Origin of the sequence: Vreelandella neptunia (assembly GCF_034479615.1) — a bacterium.
In the GTDB taxonomy this organism is placed as follows: Bacteria; Pseudomonadota; Gammaproteobacteria; order Pseudomonadales; family Halomonadaceae; genus Vreelandella; species Vreelandella neptunia.
This window is the reverse complement of record NZ_CP140255.1, coordinates 4127250-4144114: the sequence shown is the minus strand read 5'-3', so window position 1 is coordinate 4144114 and position 16865 is coordinate 4127250. Positions and strand designations below refer to the sequence as shown.

Below are 16865 nucleotides of genomic sequence, written 5' to 3'. Positions count from 1 at the left end.
AATATCCGCATGTTCTATATCTACTGCCCCTACTGCGGCGAACACCGTGAGGAAGAGGAGTTCCACCCCAAGGGCCAGGCGCATATCGAGCGCCCCAAGGAGCCCGAGGCGTGTAGTGACGAAGAGTGGGGTGACTACCTGTTCTTCCGTGACAACCCCCGTGGTGTTCACCATGAAATGTGGGTGCACGCGGTGGGTTGCCGCAAGTTTTTCAACGTGACGCGCCACACCGTGAGCTACGAAATTCTCGAGACTTACAAAATGGGCGAGCAGCCGTCGATTACCGCCGACAGCCAGAGCCAGGCTCGCGAGGGCGCTGCGGTAAGCCAACAAGAAGGAGTGCGGGCATGAGTCAGTCCAAGCAACAAGTGTACCGCCTTAACACGGGCGGCCGTATCGATCGCTCCCGCACGTTGAGCTTTACCTTTAACGGCCAGCGTTACCAAGGGCACCCTGGGGATACTCTGGCCTCAGCGCTGCTAGCTAACGGTGTGGATATCGTTAACCGCAGCTTTAAATACTCCCGGCCCCGCGGCATTGTCGCTGCGGGTGCTGAGGAGCCCAACGCCATCGTACAGCTAGGCAGCAGTGAAGCGGCCCAGGTGCCCAATGTACGCGCCACCCAGCAGGCGCTATATGACGGCCTGGCCGCCAGCAGCACCAATGGCTGGCCGAACGTACAGCGCGACCTGATGGGCCTGTTCGGCAAGCTGGGCGGTCAGTTCATGCCGCCGGGCTTCTACTACAAGACCTTCATGGCACCGGCCTCGATGTGGCTGACCTACGAGAAGTACATCCGCAAGGCGGCGGGGCTGGGTCGCAGCCCCATGGAAGCCGATCCGGATAACTATGATCACTTCAATCAGCACTGCGATGTGCTGGTCGTTGGCGCAGGCGCCGCAGGACTTGCGGCGGCGCTGGCCGCCGCGCGCAGCGGCGCTCGGGTGATCGTTGCCGATGAGCAGGAAGAGATGGGCGGCTCGCTGCTGGCCAGTCGTGAAACCCTGGAAGGCAAGCCAGCGGATCAGTGGGTTGCCCGGGTGATGGACGAGTTGGCGGGCTGCGAGAACGTCACGCTGCTGCCACGTACTACGGCCAACGGTTATCACGATCACAATTTCGTTACCCTGCATGAGCGGCGCACCGAACACCTGGGCGATACTGCACCGGTGGAAAATGGCCACCGTCAGGTACGCGCACGCCTGCACCGGGTACGCGCTGGTCAGGTGATCCTGTCCACGGGCGCCCACGAGCGTCCGCTGGTATACGCGGGCAATGACGTGCCGGGGAACCTGCTGGCTGGCGCTGTGTCGACCTACATTCGCCGCTATGGCGTGGCACCGGGCCGCAAGATGGTGCTCTCCACCAGCAACGACTACGGCTACCGCGCTGCCCTGGACTGGAAAGAGTCCGGCTGCGAGGTTGTCGCTATCGTGGACGCCCGTGAGGCGCCGGCGGGCGACTGGGTCGATGCCGCTCGCGCTCAGGGCATCAAAATTATTACCGGCAGCGCCGTTATCGAGGCGAAGGGCAGCAATCGGGTCACCGCGGCACGAGTCGCCAAGATCGATATTGAGGCTTTTAAAGTGAGCGGCCCGGTTCAGGAGTTGGCCTGCGATACCATCGCCAGCTCCGGCGGCTACAGCCCGGTGATTCACCTGGCTTCTCACACCGGGGCGCGGCCTAACTGGCGCGACGATATTATTGGCTTCGTGCCGGGGCTGGTGAAGGGCGTTCAGGCCTGTGGCGGTGCCAACGGCTGCTATGCCCTGGGTGACGTGCTGGCAGAAGGTGTCGAGGCGGGCATCAAGGCAGCGGCCGCCATGGGCCATGCCGTTCAGACGGTCACTCTGCCGAGCGCTGAGCGTCTGCAGCAAGGGCCTGCGGTGGCCCTCTTCCAGGTGCCTCACGAGAAGCCAACGCTGCGCGGCCCCAAGCAGTTCGTCGACCTGCAGAACGACGTCACCGCGGCGGGTATCGAGCTGGCAACCCGGGAAGGCTTCGAGTCCATCGAGCACATCAAGCGCTATACCGCGATGGGCTTCGGTACGGATCAGGGCAAGCTGGGCAACATTAACGGCATGGCGATTGCCGCCCGTTGCTTGAATCGCTCCATTCCCGAGGTGGGCACTACGGTGTTCCGTCCTAACTACACCCCGGTCACCTTTGGCGCCATCGTTGGTCGCCACTGCCGTGACCTGTTCGACCCCGAGCGCTACACCGCGCTGCACCAGTGGCACGTAGAGCGCGGCGCCGAGTTCGAGGACGTCGGTCAGTGGAAGCGCCCCTGGTACTACCCAGAGAAGGTGAATGGCAAGACCGAGACGATGCATGAAGCGGTTGCCCGCGAGTGTCTGGCAGTGCGCGAGAAGGTCGGTATCCTCGATGCCTCAACGCTTGGCAAGATCGATATCCAGGGGCCGGATGCGCGTGAATTCCTGGCGCGGGTCTACACCAACAAGTGGGAGAAACTGGCGGTTGGTAAATGCCGTTACGGCCTGATGTGTAAAGACGATGGCATGGTCACCGACGACGGTGTGACCAGCTGCCTGGCTGAAAACCACTTTTTGATGACCACCACTACCGGTGGCGCTGCCGCGATCCTGGAATGGCTGGAGCTGTGGCATCAAACCGAGTGGCCGGAACTGGATGTCTACTTCTCTTCGGTGACTGACCACTGGGCCACCATGACCATCACTGGCCCGGAAGCGCGCAAGCTGCTCGCCGAGATCAGTGATATCGATCTTGACCGCGATAGCTTCAAGTTCATGGATTGGCGCTCCGGGAAAGTGGCGGGCGTGCCGGCACGGGTCTTTCGCATCTCCTTTACCGGCGAGCTGACCTTCGAGATCAACGTGCAAGCCAATTATGCCATGCACGTGTGGCAAACCCTGTTCAAACATGGCGAGAAGTACGGCTTGACGCCTTATGGCACCGAAACCATGCACGTTCTGCGTGCTGAAAAGGGCTTCATCATCGTGGGACAGGAAACCGACGGCTCCGTGACGCCGGAAGACTTGGGTATGCAGTGGTGCGTAGGCTACGACAAGCCCTACTCATGGATTGGTAAGCGGGCCCTGACGCGCAGTGACACCAAACGCGAAAACCGCAAGCAGTTGGTGGGGCTCCGGCCCAAGGATCCGAAGGTGATCCTCGAAGAGGGGGCCCAGATTGTGCTTGATCCCAAGCATGCGATTCCCATGCCGATGGTGGGGCATGTTACCTCCAGCTACTACAGCCCGATTCTGGATTCAGGCTTTGCGCTAGCGGTGGTTAAGGGTGGCCATCAGAAGTTGGGTGAAACGGTTTACCTGCCCATGGCAGACGGCCAGACCCATGAAGCTGAAATCGTCAGCACTGTTTTCTACGATCCCAAGGGAGAGCGCCAGCATGTCTAACGCGGCTACTTTCGACACACGTACTGATACCGCGATCCCGGTAGAGTCCCCGTTAGCTTATAGCTATCGTCACAGTGGCGCTCCTCGGGGCAGCGGTTACCGTCTTAAGCTACGCGAGCGGGCAATGCAGGGGCATCTGATCCTGCGTGGTGGCGCCATCGTGCTTGATGAGGCGGTGCGCGAGGTACTGGGGATCAGCCTGCCTGGCAAACCCCAGGCGCTGGTGCTTGATGCCAGCGGCGAGCGCTCCATTCAGTGGCTTTCCCCGGACGAGTGGCTGGTGATTGTACCCGGTGGGGAAGAGTTCCCACTGGAGACGCAGCTGCGTGAGCGTCTGGGAGACGCCCACTTCGCGATTAGTGACGTTAGTGGTGGACAAACAGTGCTAGAGCTTTCCGGCGAGGCGGCCCGAGAGCTGTTGATGAAAACGGTGATCTACGACGTTCATCCCAGCAATTTCCCGGTGGGGAAGGGTGTCACTACCGTCTTCGGCAAGGCAACTACCATCATTCGCCGTCCCAGTGAAGATCGCTGGGAGCTGGTGATCCGGCGCAGCTTTGCCGACTACTGCTATCGCTGGTTGCTGGATGCAGCGGCAGAGTATGGCGTCAACGTACAACAATAAGCGGGCAGGCCGGAACGCTGTTCCGGCCGCTATGATCTTCCGCAACGGTCTGCCGCTAACTGAGAAGCATGCACTATGAGCCGAATGAGTGATACCTGGATACTGGCCGCCCAATGCCCCAGCCGCTTGGGAACGGTGGACGTCGTCACGCGCTTTCTAAAAGAGCAGCAGTGCTATATCACTGAACTCAACTCTTTCGATGATCGGCTCGGCGGACGCTTTTTCATTCGCGCCGAGTTTCGCCCAGAGCAAGATGAGTTTCATGAAGAGCGCTTTCACACCGATTTTTCAGCAAGAGCCAACGAATTCGATATGCAGTTCGAATTGACGGCCCCTGGCAAACGCACCGGCACCGTGATTATGGTCTCCAAGGCCGATCACTGCTTGAATGATCTTCTCTACCGTTATCGGACGGGCCAGCTTCCGCTGGATATTAAGGCGGTGATTTCCAATCATCCTGATCTGGAGCCGTTGGCAGCATGGCACGATTTGCCCTACCACTACCTGCCGATCACGCCCGAGACGAAATTGCAGCAGGAAGCGCAGATACGCGAAATCATCGCGGATACCGACGCTGAGCTGGTGGTGCTGGCAAGGTATATGCAAGTGCTTTCGCCCTCTATGTGTGAGCTCTTAGCCGGCCGGGCCATCAATATTCACCACTCACTGCTGCCCGGTTTTAAAGGCGCCAAGCCTTATCATCAGGCGTATGAGAAAGGGGTTAAGCTAGTCGGCGCAACGGCCCACTACATTAATAATGACCTTGATGAAGGGCCCATTATTGCCCAAGGGGTCGAGCCAGTGGATCACACCCACTACCCAGAGGATCTGGTTGCCAAGGGGCGTGATATCGAGTGCCTGACGCTGGCGAGAGCGATTAGCTACCACTTGGAACGCCGTGTGTTCTTTTATTCAGGGCGTACGGTGGTGTTTGGTAACTAATTTTGGTTATTCGTCATCTAATGTAGATTTGAGATTGATCGGCTTTTTTGTATCTCGCGGTTCAGATCGCAGCCACTAAGCCAGCTACCTGTTGTGGGAGGCCGCTTCAGCGGGCGATAAGCTCAAATATTCGCGAGCTGAAGCTCCCTCCCACAGGTCTGCTATTAGGCTGGCAGAAATGATTCCATACGAATAACGAAAAGCCATAAATATATCGTCAATAAAAGATAGTTTAGTTTTATTTATCACCACATCAAATAACTTATAAAAACGTTCAGGCTTCGCCTGATTTTCCCCTGTTTATACGTCAAGAGGTGCTCCAATGCCTATCAGTGTTTTCGACCTTTTTAAGATTGGAGTAGGCCCCTCCAGTTCCCATACCGTCGGGCCCATGCAGGCGGCTTTTAAGTATGTCACAACCCTGCGCGAAAACAGCCTGCTCGATGAGGTAGGGCATCTTGAAGTCCATCTTTATGGCTCGTTATCCGCCACGGGTATCGGACATGCCACCGATAACGCCATTATTATGGGATTGATGGGGGAACGTCCTAGCACAATAGATCCCTCGATTATTGAGCCAGCCATCGAAGCGCTTAAAGAGAGCCAGTCATTACAGCTGGGTCGACAAAAAGCAGTGAAGTTTGTTTGGGAGAGTGACCTTTATTTTCATGAGGAGAGTTTGCCTCATCACCCCAATGCCATGAAGCTGGCGGCTTTTACGCATCAGGGCGACTTGGTGTACGAAAATACCTATTACTCAGTGGGCGGCGGCTTTGTGGTTGAACAGGCCCAGGTGGATATGCCGCTGGACGATTTGGGTGGCGTAACCATTCCTTATAACTTCGATACAGCAGACGAGCTCTTGGCGCTATGTAAAAAAGAGCAGCTAAGTGTCAGTCGGCTGATGTTGGAAAATGAGAAAGTATGGCGGACGGAGGAGGAGGTCAGAAACGAACTGTGGCGTATCTGGCAAGTGATGTGTGAATGCATCGACAATGGATTAACCCACGAAGGGATACTGCCGGGCGGGTTAAAAGTTAAGCGAAGGGCTAAGCTGCTTCACCAGCGTCTTCAAGCGACAGAGCAGAATGATTGCCTGATAGCCTCGACGTTCTCAGCGATGGAGTGGGTGAATATCTTTGCCCTCGCCGTCAACGAAGAAAACGCCGCAGGTGGGCGCATGGTCACTGCGCCCACCAATGGTGCCGCAGGCATCATACCCGCCGTCTTACACTACTATATGAAGTTTCAGCCCAACGCCTGTGAGAAAAACGTGGTGGATTTTTTGCTGGCGGCAGGCGCCATTGGCATTCTGTGTAAGAAAAATGCCTCAATCTCCGGCGCCGAAGTGGGCTGCCAGGGGGAGGTTGGCTCAGCTTGTGCCATGGCAGCCGCTGGCTTGGCTGATGTGATGGGGGGCACTCCCGAACAAGTCGAGCATGCGGCCGAAATCGGCTTGGAGCACAATTTAGGGTTAACCTGTGACCCCGTTGGAGGGTTGGTTCAAGTCCCTTGTATTGAGCGCAACGCTATCGCAACGGTAAAGGCGATCAATGCCGCTCAGATGGCACTGCGCGGCGATGGCACTCACTTTATATCGCTAGATAAAGTGATTCGTACCATGCGCGATACGGGGAGAGATATGTTGGATAAGTATAAAGAGACATCCAAAGGTGGATTGGCGGTTAATGCCGTTGAGTGTTAACCAGCGCCTGCTGGAGTAGCGACAAACGCCGGATACCTGCTGAGGCAGGAATCCGGCGTTTTTGTAGAGGGGCGACCACTCGTCAGTTGATCTGATCTGCTTTTTCTGAGGCTTTCTGAGCCTGTACTTATCAGCCGTATACAGGCATAGTCCTTGAGTTAGTTTGAAGGCTAACAAAATTGTTTTCGCCTAGCTGATTCGGTTCTGTTTAGGAGGTGCCTGTTAGCATGTTGATATATATTGTGTTTTTTATGATTTTTATGGGTGTGACCGTTGCTTTATATCAGGTCTACGAAATTCATTACAATATAAACGTCGGCAACGATAAGAAGTTATCGAAGGCCGATAAAAGCCGCTTAAAAACGCTTTCTGACCAAGCTAAAACCGCCCAACAAAACCATGCGTGGGCAGATTTCGATCAAGTGGCGGCCAATGCCTTGGGCGCTGAATTCGATCGGGATATCGCCTTGGCAGCGTTTTCTGATGAGGAAGCAGGCAGCTATGCAATCCCTTTACTGCGGCGTAAAAACAGATTGAGTTTTAACGGCGTTAGAGAAAGTGCTGAGCGAAACCGCATAACAGTACGCCACTTGCCGTTTTGGAAAACAACGCTGCCGAATGTGAATATACGAGCAGCGTTGATTACCCTGGTGATTGTTAATTGTTTCCTGGTTCAGCTATTAGCGGCCATGACTGTCTACACGATTAGCTATCCGATATCGACGCCTTTTCTGGCCTGGCTAAACGAACCCCTGATCGTCATGCTGGTTATTTATGCCTTTATCTTCATGACCTTCCTTATCTCAACGTTGGATCGGTATATGCATGACCTTTATCAACTTGGAGAGTTATTCAAGAAAAAAGCTATTTAATAAAAAAGCTGTTTAAGGAAGCCGCTGTTTAGGCATCGGTGCAGCGCGCAATCTCATTAGCCAGCTGATCCAGTAGCGCTTCGTAAAGGCCAGCATCCAGCGTCAGGCCCACGCCCAAGGGATCCATGACGCCGATATAAGCGGACGTATCGCCAAAGACATTATTGACCATCTGCGGATTGAACTGGGGCTCACTGAAAACGCACTGGATATTTTCGTCATTCACCAGCGTTTGTAGTTCCTCAATACGTGCCGGGCTGGGTGACGATGCATCGCCGATGGAAATGGCGCCTGCCGCGTGCACGTTAAAGGCTTCCTCGAAATACTGGTAAGCATCATGGAAGACAATAAAGCGGGTGTCGGCGCTGTTGGCTAAACGGTCTTGAAGAGTCTCCTGAAGGCTGGTTAAGTCCTTCTTGCCCTGGGCGGCCTTGTTGCGGTAGTAAGCGGCGTTATCAGGGTCGATCTCACTTAACTGTTCGGCGATGGCATCCAGCCAACGGCGGGCATTAGCAGGATCCAGCCAAGCATGGGGATTCATGCCAGTATGGCTGTGATCATGACCGTGGTGGTCATGATCGTGCCCACTTTCGTCATGGCTGTCTTCATGGTGGTGGTGTTCGTGATCGCCGTGATCATGCTCATGATGATCGTGATCATGGTGCCCGTGACCGTGTTCATCCCCATCGTTGAGCGCAAAGGTCGTGCCTTCGCGGTATTCCAATGTGGTGATGCCAGGCACATCCATTAGCTCAAGGTGGCGTGCATCACCCGCCAGGTTGTCAATGGGGCCTGATAGCCAGGGCGTCAGCCCGTCGCTTACCCATACCACCAGATCCGCATCATCGAGGGATTGTGCTTCGGAAGGCCGTAGCGAATAACCATGCGGCGAGGCACCGGGCTGAATAAACAGCTCAGGATCGCCGCGCTCCCCCATCACCTTGGCGACCAGCGAATACACGGGTGGAATATCCACCGCCACACGCGGCGCGTCTGCGGCGGCAACCAGCGGAAAAGCCGCTAATAGCGGCCAAGACAAACGAGCTAAACGGTTATTCATTAAGGTTCTCCTCATCATCAAATATGACCTTTCTCGGTTCGACCATCGGCATTGACACTCGCCTATATTTTAATCATATGATATAACATAACAAATACACAAAAGACGACCTCCGATTATGCGGCTTGCTCAGCCTCCTGATAGCGATGCGATTCTGAACGTTCGCCACTTGAACGTTCGATTCGGCGGACAGCATATCCTTGAGAATATCAGTCTCGATTTATATCGAGAGCAGGTGGTGACCCTGATTGGCCCCAATGGCTCGGGGAAATCCACGCTGGTGAAAACGCTGATCGGTGCGGTAAGGCCCACATCGGGTCAGGTGACCATCGCCCCGCAGCAGCGTATCGGTTATGTGCCCCAACGGCTGCACCTGGATCCCACCCTGCCCATGACGGTTAAGCGTTTTATCAACTTGCCGCGTCGCAACCCGAATCGCAATGTGCAAAAGGCGCTGGAAGATGCTGGTGCCGGGGCTTTGATCAATGCGGCGATGAGCGAACTTTCGGGGGGACAGTTTCAACGCGTGCTGCTGGCCCGGGCGCTGCTGACAAGGCCCGACATTCTGATTCTTGATGAAGCGACACAAGGGCTCGACCACCGAGGCACCGCAGAATTCTACCAGCATATCGAAACCGTGCGCCGCACCTATGGCTGCGCCGTGTTGATGGTCAGTCACGATCTCCACGTCGTTATGCGTACCGCTGACCACGTGCTGTGCCTGAATCGCGTTATCTGTTGCGAGGGCAAGCCCGAGCAAGTGGCCTCATCGCCGGACTATCAGGCGCTGTTTGGCGATCAGACCGCCCAGACCTTAGCCCTCTACCGCCACCATCATCAGGAGGCCGCTAATGTTGGATGATTTTATGTGGCGGGCGATGATCGCCGGTGTATTGGTAGCCATGGCCGCCGCGCCCCTGGGGTGTTTCGTGGTGTGGCGGCGCATGGCCTACTTCGGCGATGCGACCGCCCACGCCGCCATTCTGGGCGTGGCGTTAGCGCTGTTATTGGACGTCTCCATCTTCTTGGGCGTACTGACGGTCGCCCTGGTGATGGCAAGCTGTGTGTCGATGCTCAGTGGGCGTGGCTATGCCATGGATACCCTGCTCGGGGTAATGGCGCACTCGGCCCTGGCCATCGGCCTGGTCGCTGTGTCGTTTCTTGCCGGGGTGCGCATCGACCTGAGTGCCTATCTGTTTGGCGATATTCTGGCCGTTGGGAAAACGGATATCTGGATTATCGGCGGCGGAGTGGCGCTGGTGCTGACGCTGCTTTTCTGGCGCTGGTCATCGTTATTGACCGCCACGTTAAGCGACGAGCTTGCCTATGCCAGCGGCATCCAACCCCGGCGCGAACAGCTGGTGCTCACCCTGGCGCTCGCAGTGGTCGTCGCCGTGGCGCTGAAAGTAGTGGGCGTGCTGCTGATAGCCGCCTTGTTGATCATCCCGGCGGCCACCGCCCGGCCTTTTTGCCGTACGCCAGAATCTATGGCGCTTCTGGCCGCGGGGATTGCAATGCTGGCGGTGACGTCAGGGCTGAGAGCCGCCTATATGATGGATACGCCGACTGGCCCGACGATTGTCACGCTAGCCGCCGTGCTGTTCACCCTGGCCACGGTTGCAACCCAAGGCTGGCGCTTGTTGCGTCAGCGCCTCCAGCCCGCGTCCTGTCATTCCGATAAATAGCGCGGTGGTAGCAATGGCTGCGTTTGCTCGCCGCTTCACGTCTATCCCAAGAGGTAACGAAATGACTGTTTTAACCCTGCCTGATGTAGCCAGCCAAACCGCCCGCTCTCCGGCCGCTTTGACCTGGGTGGGCATGGAGGGCATCGCACTCCCCATCCGACTAGGCAGCCGCAGTGTGACGGCCAAGCTCAGTGCAGGGGTTAGCCTGGATGACGCTGATGCACGGGGAATCCATATGTCCCGGCTGTATTTGGCGCTGGCACCGCTTGAAGAAGCACCGCTGACACTTCCAGCGGTTAAGGACATATTGAATGCATTTTTAACCAGCCAAGAGGGCTTATCTCAGAATGCTTATCTCAGCATCGAAGGCGAGCTTGCGCTTAAGCGGCAAGCCTTGATCAGCCCTTTAGCCGGGTGGAAAAGTTACCCCTTCACCTTGCGCTGCCAATTAACGCCCGCTGGCTTTCAGGCTGAACTCGACCTTACAGTGGGCTATTCGTCCACCTGCCCCTGCTCGGCGGCGCTGGCAAGGCAGCTGATTCAGCAGGCCTTTGAGGAGGATTTTTCAGAAATCCCGTTAACCAAATCTGCGGTATCTGCGTGGCTAGGCAGCGAAGAAGGGATACTCGCAACGCCCCATAGTCAGCGCAGCAGTGTCGAATGCAGTTTGCGTTTATCTGAAAGCGAAAACGGAGAATGGCCCCTCGCGAATTCGATAGAAAACTCGATTGACCGTATCGAACGAGCACTCGGTACCGCGCTGCAAACCGCGGTAAAACGTATCGATGAACAGGCCTTTGCCCTCGCCAATGGGCAAAACCTGATGTTCTGTGAAGACGCGGCAAGGCGGCTGGATAAAGTACTACGACAAGCGCCGAGGGTGTCAGGGTTTCAGCTCAAGGTCGTGCATGCTGAAAGCCTGCATGCCCATGACGCGGTGGCGCGCAGTGAGTGGAATTGGTGATTGCGGGTAGGCCGCTCTGACCTACCCGCTCTATGCAAAGCGCAAGCAGCGGGAAGAGTCGTTCGAAAACGTTAGGTTCGAAACCTCAATAGGGCCTAAGCCTGCATTTTCAACACTTGAAAGGGTAGGTTGCCCTTTGAAATACGTGTCAAAACATAGACAAGCGGGCGTTCTGATGTGCCGTTTATGCGGAACACTTCCCCTTCGAGGGTAGCGCCTTCTTCTAACATGCGGTGAAGCATGTCGAGGTGCCCCCTCGGCACATAGCCCAGTTTGTGACCGGTGCTTTCGATACGGATGGCGCTAGCATCGACAGGGTTCTCAGGCTCGGGCAGAAGTTGGATGCTGCTGCCTACTGGTAAATCGGTTGCTTCAAGCTGTGATTCATGACGGAACCCCGCTATTTCGATTAATACCTCGAAGGTTTCAGGTGGATTGTCGAAAGGGTGAACAAGTTCAAAACCGTCATTGGGTAGCTTGGCGCCACTGTAACCCAGTAAAGCGAAGTCGCTAATGTTGGCATCCTCTGGGATAGCGCGCAGTTCCAGATAACGCCCAAAATCACGGCGACTGCGTGGCGGCAAGCGGCGAGTGAAAGCTTCCAGTACTTGATGATTGTGCTCTGCTTGCCTCATAGAAAATGCCGGGTAGCCTCGAAAGCCCAAAAGCTTTGCTTCTGCCATCTCTGAGCTATCCAGGGCATACACCAGAACCACGTTATTGTCCCGCTTGACCAATTCTCCCACTAGATAGCGAGAGCGCATTTTGCTCTCTCGTGCCTGCCAATAAAGCAGCAGCCGGTGTGGTTCCACCAAGTGTTCGATTAAGCGGGTCATATCAGTTCTCCAGAGCCTGTAAAAGGCGCTCTCTCCTTGTCAGAGTCAAAAACGCAATGAAGTCAGCACGCTGTTGGGTAATGGGATGTGGGATGTCAAAGTAAGTTAAGTCATTCAGGATGTCTCTAAGGTCATCATCGCACCAACGTTGTAAGCGTTCTATCAGTATTGGTCGAATAGCAGGGAATTGCTGACAATACTGAGTTACGCCCTGAATAAGCGGTAGGCGCTTTTTGTCGCCTTTGGCCCAGCGCATGTGGTGCTGCCCTCTTTTAAGGTAGGCATTGAATTCGTTATGGTCGCGCATCATGCGCTGCATTTTCTGGGGCTGCAACTCGTGACCGAGGCTAGTGCCATTATCAAAGTAGGGCGTGTAACGGGCAGTTGGGCCGTTTTCTCCCCAAATCACTCCCCAATTCTCTTGATGGCGATCAGTGTTGCCAATTAACGCATCAAAACATAGGCAAAGCCCCCAGTATTGTCGCCAATCATGGGTAAGCCATCCGCCTCTCTCTAGCACACGGCTTAGTTCGATAATTGATGTTAAATTATGCTGCCTTCCTTTATCTACATCAAAAGCGGGTATCAGCCGTTGCAAGTAATCTACGCCAGCAACATAGCGATCTTCTCTACTATCATCATAGCCAATGAACCATTCGTTGACTGTACCTGGTTCGTTTCGAGACGAGTCAATGGCAATAAAAACGGGAGGGAGCGTAAGCCCCATTAATCGGCCAATATGAAAGGCGATCACCTCAGACCAGTATTGGTCAGGGTAGCGAGGCTTATCTGAGTTTTTCGCGCTTTTGATAGCTTCTTTAAATAAATAACGGTGCCCAGGCATACAAAAATCATAAGGAGCTGGGTCAGGACAGACGCGGAGTGATTTATCGCGAGCGCCTACTGGAAAGACTTCATAATCTTGGTGAACATCCCAACTCGTGATATCAATCACTTGGTCTGGTCGCTGATGAATGCCTTCACGATTAATCATGGTGATATCTACCTACCTAGAAATAACAAAGTCCTCCCGTCGCTTCCCGTATTGCAGATCAACCCAGCTAGCCACGATACTTTTAATCCTAAACTAAACACATAATGTACAGCCATGAAATCCTCTTAGGCTCGGCATGGCTATGGTGCATCGTTAAAAGCGCGCATGCCAAAAGTCTCCACCTCCATGACGCAGTGGCGCGCAGCATGGGTGAGAGCCTTCACTTTTAAACATGACGTTGGCTCGGAAGGCTAAACGATTGTTGGCCTTCCCGTCAGCGCTTGTTTAGGATCACTAGCGGATCTCAACAAAAAAATAGCGAGCTGTTCTCATGAAGCCAGAAACCATTGCTCTTCACCATGGCTATTCGCCTGATTCACAAAACGCCGTGGCGGTGCCGATTCATCAAACCACGTCGTTTTCATTCGATAACGCGCAGCACGCGGCGGATCTGTTTGATCTTAAAGTCGAAGGAAACATTTACTCGCGCATTATGAACCCGACCTGCGCCGTGTTGGAGCAGCGAGTAGCCGCGTTGGAAGGCGGTATCGCCGGGCTAGCGGTGGCATCGGGAATGGCTGCGATCACCTATGCGATCCAGACCATTGCCGAAGCGGGCGATAACATTGTCTCGATCAGCGAGCTGTATGGCGGTACCTACAATCTGTTTGCCCACACCTTGCCGCGTCAAGGCATTCAGGTGCGTTTTGCCGATAAAGACGATATTGATGGCATCGAAGCGCTGATCGATGAGCGTACCAAAGCGGTTTTCTGCGAAAGCATTGGTAACCCCTCGGGTGGCGTGGTCGACCTAACAAAGCTGGCCGAAGCGGCGCATCGTCATGGGGTGCCGGTAATAGTCGATAACACCACGGCGACGCCGTTCTTATGTCGGCCGATTGAGCACGGGGCGGATATTGTCGTCCACTCGGCGACCAAATATATTGGCGGCCACGGCACCACGGTGGGCGGTGTGATTGTTGATTCGGGCACCTTTCCCTGGGCCGAGAATACCAGCCGTTTTCCGCTGCTCAATGAGCCTGATGTCTCCTATCACGGTGTGAGCTATACCCGTGATGTGGGCGATGCGGCCTTTATTGCCCGCGCCCGGGTGGTGCCACTACGCAACATGGGCGCGGCGCTTTCTGCTCAGGCGGCCTGGAACCTGCTCCAGGGGCTGGAAACGCTGTCACTAAGGATCGAGCGTATCTGTGCCAATGCCTTAGCGGTTGCCAAGCATCTGGAAAGCCATCCATTAGTCACCTGGGTGCATTATGCTGGCTTGGAAAATCATCCGGATCATGCGCTGGCCCAGCGTTATATGAATGGCCATGCTTCGGGGATTCTTAGTTTTGGCATCGAAGGCGGGCAGGGCGCTGGTGAGCGCTTCTACGATGCGCTGGCGCTGATTCTCCGCCTGGTGAATATCGGCGATGCCAAAAGCTGCTCTTCCATTCCCGCCTCAACCACACACCGCCAGCTCAACGAGCAGGAGCTAAAAGCCGCTGGTGTCACGCCGGATATGGTGCGCTTGTCGATCGGCATCGAGCATATCGATGATCTGCTGGCGGATATTGATCAAGCGCTGGCAGCCTCTCAAGGGTAGGCTGTTTCGCCCCCGCCATCTCAATGCCATAAAAGCCAAGAGACGGCGGGGGCTAACTATCAAACGCCTTTGGACGCTGCCAGCGTATACAAAAACTCAAGCCCCAGCGTCGCGGCGGCAAGCGAAGTAATGTCGCCGTGGTCATAGGCGGGGTTCACTTCCACCACGTCCATGCCGACCAGTTCCATACCTACCATGCCACGGATCACTTTCAGCATCAGGTCGGTGGACATGCCACCGCAGACCGGCGTGCCGGTGCCCGGGGCGAAGGCAGGGTCGAGACCGTCAATATCCAAGGTAACGTAGGCCGGGTGATAACCCACGCGGGCACGAATGCGCTCAAGCACGGCCGCTGCACCGTGGTCATTGACCCAGTCCGCATCCAATACCTCGTAAGGGTGGTTGTGGCGGTCGTAACTGGTGCGAATACCGATTTGCAGCGAGTGCTCGGGTACTACCAAGCCTTCCTTTAAAGCGTGGTGAAAAATGGTGCCGTGGTCAAAGCGGGTGCCTTGCTCGTAGGTGTCTGTGTGGGCGTCGAAATGGATCAGCGCCAGCGGGCCGTGCTCTCGGGCGTGGGCGCGCAGCAGCGGCAGACTGATGTAGTGGTCGCCGCCCAGGGTGAGCATCTTTTTGCCCGCCTTTAACCAGCGGTTGGCGTGGGTTTCCAGGTTATCGACCAGGCTTTCGGGCTCGCCATATGCGTAATCAACGTTGCCTGCATCGCATACTTTGAGGCGATCTTCCAAGGCGAAGTCCCATGGCCAGCGCTTGCCTTCCCAGATCAGGTTGGCGGTACTTTGACGAATAGCATTTGGCCCCATACGGGTGCCCGAACGGCCAGAACAAGCAAGGTCAAAGGGAACGCCACTCACCACAACGTCGGCGTCGGTTGCCTTAGGATCCGTTGCTTTTGCTACGCCCATAAAGGTAGAAATCACATCGCCATAAAGGCTGGGCATGGTTTGAGTTTGTGGGTGGGTCACCGGTGTGCTTCTCCTTGCGTGCTGGATTATCGTTGATAGTCGCGGGCGGGCGAATAAGCAGCAGACAATAAGCAATTACTAGTGATAAATTAAATGAATGTTTAGAATTTAGTCATTCGTGATGTAAATAATGAGAGGCTATGCGCTCACTACGCCATTTCGACTTAAACCTGCTGCTGGTATTTGAAACGCTGATGCACGAGCGTCACGTCACTCGTGCGGCAGAAACGCTGCATTTAAGCCAACCCGCCTTGAGCCATGCCTTAAAACGCCTGCGTGAGTCGCTGGATGATCCGCTGCTTGTGCGCACCGAAAACGGTATGCAGCCGACCCCCCGGGCACTCGCGCTGCTGCCCGTGGTGCAACAGGCGCTGGCGATGCTGCGGCAAGGGCTTGCGCCCCCCGCGATGTTTTCGCCTGCTAACAGCACGCGACGCTTTACGCTCGCCACCACGGATTACTTTGAAGAGGTCATGTACCCGCTCTTTTTAAGTCAGCTGTTGGCCTATGCGCCGGGCATTAGCTTTTCCATTGAGCTAATTACCCCGGACGTGCTAAGTGAGGGGCTGGAACAGCGCCAAATTGATATGGTGGTAGGGCTGGATAGCCAAAGCGCGTTGCCCAGTGGCGTGATTCAGACGCCTTGGATGGATGAGGAACTGGTCTGCTTGGTCGCTACCCATAATGGCCGCGTGGGTGATGCGCTTGATATCGCTCAGTTTGCTCAAGAGCCCCATGTGGAGCTGGCTGACATCAGTGGTCTAAGGCCCAGTAATATTGATAGCTGCCTGGTTCAGCACGGATTAACCCGCCGGGTGATCTCTAAAAACCTCAACTACATCGCCGCAGCGCGGGTAGTGGCGCTCACGGAAGCGATCATGACGCTCCCACGTCAAATGGCTGAACGGTTCGTTGCTATGCTGCCAGTGCGTTTGGTAGAGCCGCCTAAGGAGCTTCCCGCACTAAAAATGACATTGATTCAGCATGGACTCTATGCCAATGATCCTGCTAATGCATGGCTCCATAAGGTGCTTGTTGAGTTTGCTAACGACTTTAGACGTTAGGGTAACCATCATGCACACTAGCCCATGTTGTAATTAAACAACCCTGTTGCATCAAAGGTTGAATAGTATCTGGCAGCCACCCCGTTAGATCCTAGACTGCTACTAAGGAGTTATCACTAACGCCGCTA

Annotated in this window: 15 protein-coding genes; 11 read left to right on the top strand and 4 right to left on the bottom strand. The window is 55.3% G+C overall.

Annotated features, from left to right (window positions below; genetic code table 11):
- The first annotated feature begins 9 nt into the window (after positions 1-9).
- The 6 genes from SR894_RS19135 to SR894_RS19110 all read left to right on the top strand — a co-directional run bounded on the left by SR894_RS19135 (position 10) and on the right by SR894_RS19110 (position 7542).
- Positions 10-351, top strand: a complete 342-nt coding sequence (locus SR894_RS19135; protein WP_022521483.1) for a sarcosine oxidase subunit delta — start codon at positions 10-12, stop codon at positions 349-351.
- Positions 348-3398, top strand: a complete 3051-nt coding sequence (locus SR894_RS19130; RefSeq protein WP_223288549.1) for a sarcosine oxidase subunit alpha family protein — start codon at positions 348-350, stop codon at positions 3396-3398. Before SR894_RS19135 ends, SR894_RS19130 begins: the two co-directional genes overlap by 4 nt.
- A complete protein-coding gene (locus SR894_RS19125; protein ID WP_223288548.1) occupies positions 3391-4023 on the top strand; it encodes a sarcosine oxidase subunit gamma in 633 nt (210 codons plus the stop codon). Before SR894_RS19130 ends, SR894_RS19125 begins: the two co-directional genes overlap by 8 nt.
- A gap of 75 nt (positions 4024-4098) precedes the next feature.
- Entirely contained in the window at positions 4099-4965 is an 867-nt protein-coding gene (gene purU / locus SR894_RS19120) for a formyltetrahydrofolate deformylase (protein WP_223288547.1), read from the top strand.
- 322 nt (positions 4966-5287) lie between these two features.
- On the top strand, positions 5288-6670 hold the full coding sequence (locus tag SR894_RS19115) for an L-serine ammonia-lyase (RefSeq protein ID WP_223288546.1): 1383 nt from the start codon (positions 5288-5290) through the stop codon (positions 6668-6670).
- Between the two features lie 227 nt (positions 6671-6897).
- Positions 6898-7542 (top strand): hypothetical protein, encoded by a 645-nt coding sequence (locus tag SR894_RS19110; protein WP_223288545.1) that lies wholly within the window; start codon positions 6898-6900, stop codon positions 7540-7542.
- A 28-nt stretch (positions 7543-7570) separates the two neighbouring features.
- Here the strand turns inward: SR894_RS19110 and SR894_RS19105 are convergent, their stop codons facing one another.
- Positions 7571-8602, bottom strand: coding sequence for a zinc ABC transporter substrate-binding protein (locus SR894_RS19105; RefSeq protein ID WP_223288544.1), 1032 nt, complete (start codon positions 8600-8602; stop codon positions 7571-7573).
- A gap of 118 nt (positions 8603-8720) precedes the next feature.
- On the opposite strand from SR894_RS19105, the gene SR894_RS19100 reads away from it, so the two are divergent.
- The 3 genes from SR894_RS19100 (at position 8721) to folE2 (ending at position 11251) form a co-directional block, all read left to right on the top strand.
- Entirely contained in the window at positions 8721-9464 is a 744-nt protein-coding gene (locus SR894_RS19100; RefSeq protein WP_223288543.1) for a metal ABC transporter ATP-binding protein, read from the top strand.
- Complete coding sequence (locus tag SR894_RS19095) at positions 9454-10287, top strand: metal ABC transporter permease (RefSeq protein WP_223288542.1); 834 nt, start codon at positions 9454-9456, stop codon at positions 10285-10287. Before SR894_RS19100 ends, SR894_RS19095 begins: the two co-directional genes overlap by 11 nt.
- A 61-nt stretch (positions 10288-10348) precedes the next feature.
- Positions 10349-11251: a GTP cyclohydrolase FolE2 gene (gene folE2, locus SR894_RS19090; RefSeq protein ID WP_223288541.1), complete on the top strand. Its 903-nt coding sequence runs from the start codon at positions 10349-10351 to the stop codon at positions 11249-11251.
- A 95-nt stretch (positions 11252-11346) separates the two neighbouring features.
- Here folE2 and SR894_RS19085 read toward each other — a convergent pair whose 3' ends face one another.
- Positions 11347-12087, bottom strand: a complete 741-nt coding sequence (locus tag SR894_RS19085; protein ID WP_223288540.1) for an HIRAN domain-containing protein — start codon at positions 12085-12087, stop codon at positions 11347-11349.
- A gap of 1 nt (position 12088) precedes the next feature.
- On the bottom strand, positions 12089-13081 hold the full coding sequence (locus tag SR894_RS19080) for a HipA domain-containing protein (protein WP_223288539.1): 993 nt from the start codon (positions 13079-13081) through the stop codon (positions 12089-12091).
- A gap of 331 nt (positions 13082-13412) precedes the next feature.
- Here SR894_RS19080 and SR894_RS19075 point away from each other — a divergent pair, with 331 nt between their 5' ends.
- On the top strand, positions 13413-14687 hold the full coding sequence (locus SR894_RS19075; protein WP_223288538.1) for an O-acetylhomoserine aminocarboxypropyltransferase/cysteine synthase family protein: 1275 nt from the start codon (positions 13413-13415) through the stop codon (positions 14685-14687).
- Positions 14688-14746: 59 nt separating this feature from the next.
- Here SR894_RS19075 and speB read toward each other — a convergent pair whose 3' ends face one another.
- The gene (gene speB, locus SR894_RS19070; protein ID WP_223288585.1) at positions 14747-15649 is read right to left on the bottom strand and encodes an agmatinase; all 903 of its coding nucleotides are present in this window, start codon (positions 15647-15649) and stop codon (positions 14747-14749) included.
- Positions 15650-15813: 164 nt separating this feature from the next.
- Between speB and SR894_RS19065 the strand changes: the two genes are divergently transcribed.
- Positions 15814-16737 (top strand): LysR family transcriptional regulator, encoded by a 924-nt coding sequence (locus SR894_RS19065; RefSeq protein WP_223288537.1) that lies wholly within the window; start codon positions 15814-15816, stop codon positions 16735-16737.
- The last annotated feature ends 128 nt before the right edge of the window (positions 16738-16865 follow it).

What these genes read in the sequence shown, in the direction of transcription:
- SR894_RS19135 (WP_022521483.1), top strand. Translation starts at nt 10, where the DNA reads ATGTTCTATATCTACTGCCCCTACTGCGGCGAACACCGTGAGGAAGAG.
- SR894_RS19130 (WP_223288549.1), top strand. Translation starts at nt 348, where the DNA reads ATGAGTCAGTCCAAGCAACAAGTGTACCGCCTTAACACGGGCGGCCGT.
- SR894_RS19125 (WP_223288548.1), top strand. Translation starts at nt 3,391, where the DNA reads ATGTCTAACGCGGCTACTTTCGACACACGTACTGATACCGCGATCCCG.
- purU (WP_223288547.1), top strand. Translation starts at nt 4,099, where the DNA reads ATGAGCCGAATGAGTGATACCTGGATACTGGCCGCCCAATGCCCCAGC.
- SR894_RS19115 (WP_223288546.1), top strand. Translation starts at nt 5,288, where the DNA reads ATGCCTATCAGTGTTTTCGACCTTTTTAAGATTGGAGTAGGCCCCTCC.
- SR894_RS19110 (WP_223288545.1), top strand. Translation starts at nt 6,898, where the DNA reads ATGTTGATATATATTGTGTTTTTTATGATTTTTATGGGTGTGACCGTT.
- SR894_RS19105 (WP_223288544.1), bottom strand. Translation starts at nt 8,602, where the DNA reads ATGAATAACCGTTTAGCTCGTTTGTCTTGGCCGCTATTAGCGGCTTTT.
- SR894_RS19100 (WP_223288543.1), top strand. Translation starts at nt 8,721, where the DNA reads ATGCGGCTTGCTCAGCCTCCTGATAGCGATGCGATTCTGAACGTTCGC.
- SR894_RS19095 (WP_223288542.1), top strand. Translation starts at nt 9,454, where the DNA reads ATGTTGGATGATTTTATGTGGCGGGCGATGATCGCCGGTGTATTGGTA.
- folE2 (WP_223288541.1), top strand. Translation starts at nt 10,349, where the DNA reads ATGACTGTTTTAACCCTGCCTGATGTAGCCAGCCAAACCGCCCGCTCT.
- SR894_RS19085 (WP_223288540.1), bottom strand. Translation starts at nt 12,087, where the DNA reads ATGACCCGCTTAATCGAACACTTGGTGGAACCACACCGGCTGCTGCTT.
- SR894_RS19080 (WP_223288539.1), bottom strand. Translation starts at nt 13,081, where the DNA reads ATGATTAATCGTGAAGGCATTCATCAGCGACCAGACCAAGTGATTGAT.
- SR894_RS19075 (WP_223288538.1), top strand. Translation starts at nt 13,413, where the DNA reads ATGAAGCCAGAAACCATTGCTCTTCACCATGGCTATTCGCCTGATTCA.
- speB (WP_223288585.1), bottom strand. Translation starts at nt 15,649, where the DNA reads ATGCCCAGCCTTTATGGCGATGTGATTTCTACCTTTATGGGCGTAGCA.
- SR894_RS19065 (WP_223288537.1), top strand. Translation starts at nt 15,814, where the DNA reads ATGCGCTCACTACGCCATTTCGACTTAAACCTGCTGCTGGTATTTGAA.